The 2687-nt window shown below is 67.1% G+C and carries 3 protein-coding genes; all 3 read left to right on the top strand.

Going from position 1 to position 2687, the window contains the following annotated elements:
- The coding region (napA, locus tag TSO352_RS06725) for a nitrate reductase catalytic subunit NapA (RefSeq protein WP_199231503.1) at positions 1-1876 on the top strand (1876 nt) is incomplete at its 5' end.
- 11 nt (positions 1877-1887) lie between these two features.
- Entirely contained in the window at positions 1888-2424 is a 537-nt protein-coding gene (locus tag TSO352_RS06720; RefSeq protein ID WP_109106508.1) for a nitrate reductase cytochrome c-type subunit, read from the top strand.
- On the top strand, positions 2421-2687 hold a 267-nt coding region (locus TSO352_RS06715; RefSeq protein ID WP_199231502.1), incomplete at its 3' end, for a NapC/NirT family cytochrome c. The genes TSO352_RS06720 and TSO352_RS06715, both read left to right, overlap by 4 nt.

Raw genomic sequence — 2687 nt, 5'->3', positions numbered from 1 at the left:
CGCCTTCGTCCTCTGGGGCTCCAACATGGCGGAGATGCACCCCATCCTGTGGACCCGCGTCACCGACCGCCGTCTCAGCCACCCCGGCTGCAAGGTGGCGGTGCTGTCGACCTTCGAGCACCGCAGCTTCGACCTGGCCGACATCGGGCTGGTCTTCACCCCCGGCTCCGACCTGGCGATCCTGAACTACATCGCCAACCACATCATCAAGACCGGCCGGGTCAACAAGGACTTCGTCGAGAAGCATTGCAACTTCAAGCGCGGCCGCGACGACATCGGCTACGGCCTGCGTCCGGACAACCCGCTGGAGGTCAAGGCGAAGAACGCCGGCACGGCCAACGACTCCGACCCGATCACCTTCGACGAGTTCGCCAAGTTCGTCGAGCCCTACACGCTGGACAAGGCGCACGAGCTCTCGGGCGTGCCGAAGAACCGGCTTGAGGCGCTGGCCGAGCTGTACGCCGACCCGACGAAGAAGGTCGTGTCCTTCTGGACCATGGGCTTCAACCAGCATGTCCGCGGCGTGTGGGCGAACAACCTCGTCTACAACATCCACCTGCTGACCGGTAAGATCTCCCAGCCCGGCAACGGTCCCTTCTCGCTGACCGGCCAGCCGTCGGCCTGCGGCACGGCGCGCGAGGTCGGCACCTTCTCCCACCGGCTGCCCGCCGACATGGTGGTGACCAACCCGGAACACCGCCACCACGCCGAGGAGATCTGGAAGCTGCCGGAGGGGACCATCCCCGACAAGGTCGGCTACCACGCCGTCCAGCAGGACCGCATGCTGAAGGACGGCAAGCTCAACGCCTACTGGGTCATGTGCAACAACAACATGCAGACGGCCCCGAACACGGCGAAGGAGACCTTCCCGGGCTATCGCAACCCGGAAAACTTCGTCGTCGTCTCCGATCCCTACCCCACCGTGACCGCGCTGGCCGCCGACCTGATCCTGCCCACCGCCATGTGGGTGGAGAAGGAGGGCGGCTACGGCAACGCCGAACGCCGCACCCAGCTGTGGCGCCAGCTGGTCAACGCGCCGGACGGCGCCAAGTCCGACCTGTGGCAGATGATGGAGTTCGCCAAGCGCTTCCGGATCGAGGAGGTGTGGCCGGAGGAACTGCTGAACAAGAAGCCGGAGCTGCGCGGCAAGAGCCTGTACGACGTGCTGTTCCGCAACGGCCAGGTCGACCGCTTCCCGCTGTCCGACCTCGACCCGAACTACGAGAACCACGAGTCGAAGGCCGCGGGCTTCTACGTCCAGAAGGGCCTGTTCGAGGAATACGCCGCCTTCGGCCGCGGCCACGGCCATGATCTGGCGGATTTCGAGCAGTATCACGTGGAGCGCGGCCTGCGCTGGCCGGTGGTCGACGGCAAGGAGACCAAGTGGCGCTACCGCGAGGGCTCCGACCCCTACGTGAAGGCCGGCGAGGGGCTGCGCTTCTACGGCAACAAGGACGGCAAGGCGAACGTCTTCGCCCTGCCCTACGAGCCGCCGGCGGAGATGCCCGACGCCGACTACCCGTTCTGGCTGTCGACCGGCCGCGTGATCGAGCATTGGCACAGCGGTTCGATGACGCTGCGCGTGCCGGAACTGCGCAAGGCCTTCCCCAACGCCGTGGTGTTCATGCATCCCGACGACGCCAAGCAGTTGAACGTCCGGCGCGGGCAGGAGGTGCGCGTCACCTCGCGGCGCGGCGAGGTCCGGGTGCGGGTCGAGACGCGCGGGCGCAACAAGCCGCCGCGCGGGCTGGTCTTCGTGCCCTTCTTCGACCACACCGTGCTGATCAACAAGGTGACGCTGGACGCCACCGACCCGATCAGCAAGCAGACCGACTACAAGAAATGCGCGGTCAAGATCACCGCCGTGAACGCCTGAGGAGAGCCGGCATGAAGACCCGATTCCTGATCGCCGCGCTGGCCCTGCTCGCCGGCGCGCCAGCACTGGTCACCGGCGTGGTGGCGGCCGACACCTCCGCCTCCAAGTCGGTCGTCCTCTCCGGCACCGGCACCGTCGGCGGGACCACCGTCCCGTCGACCCGCCACCCGATCACGCTGGACGAGCCGGCCGAGGCGACTCACCGCGACATCACCGACGACCAGAAGCGCGCCCGCAACTACGCCGACCAGCCGCCGCTGATCCCGCACGCCATCCGCGACTACCAGATCGACCTGAACATCAACAAGTGCCTGACCTGCCACGACCGCCGGAACACCGAAGGGTCGCAGGCGCCGATGATCTCGGTCACCCATTTCCAGGACCGCGACGGCCAGACGCTGGGCACCGTGTCGGCCCGCCGCTACTTCTGCACCCAGTGCCACGTGCCGCAGACCGACGCCCAGCCGATCATCGGCAGCAGCTTCCGCGACTTCGACTCGGTGCTGGGCCACACGGCGCCGGGCAAGGGTGAAGGCAGCCTCAAATGACGATCCGCGGCACGCTGCTGTCGCTGTGGCGCGTCTTCGCGCGTCCCAGCGTCCATTTCAGCCTGGGCTTCCTGACGCTGGGCGGCTTCATCGCCGGCGTCGTCTTCTGGGGCGGCTTCAACACCGCCCTGGAGGCCACCAACCGCGAGGCCTTCTGCATCGGCTGCCACGAGATGCAGTCGAACGTCTACGAAGAGCTGAAGCAAACCATCCACTTCACCAACCGCTCCGGCGTGCGGGCGACCTGCCCGGACTGCCATGTG

This window comes from Azospirillum sp. TSO35-2 (assembly GCF_003116095.1).
Taxonomy (GTDB): domain Bacteria; phylum Pseudomonadota; class Alphaproteobacteria; order Azospirillales; family Azospirillaceae; genus Azospirillum.
The sequence above is the reverse complement of the archived record's forward strand: the minus strand, read 5'-3'. Positions and strand labels throughout refer to the sequence as shown.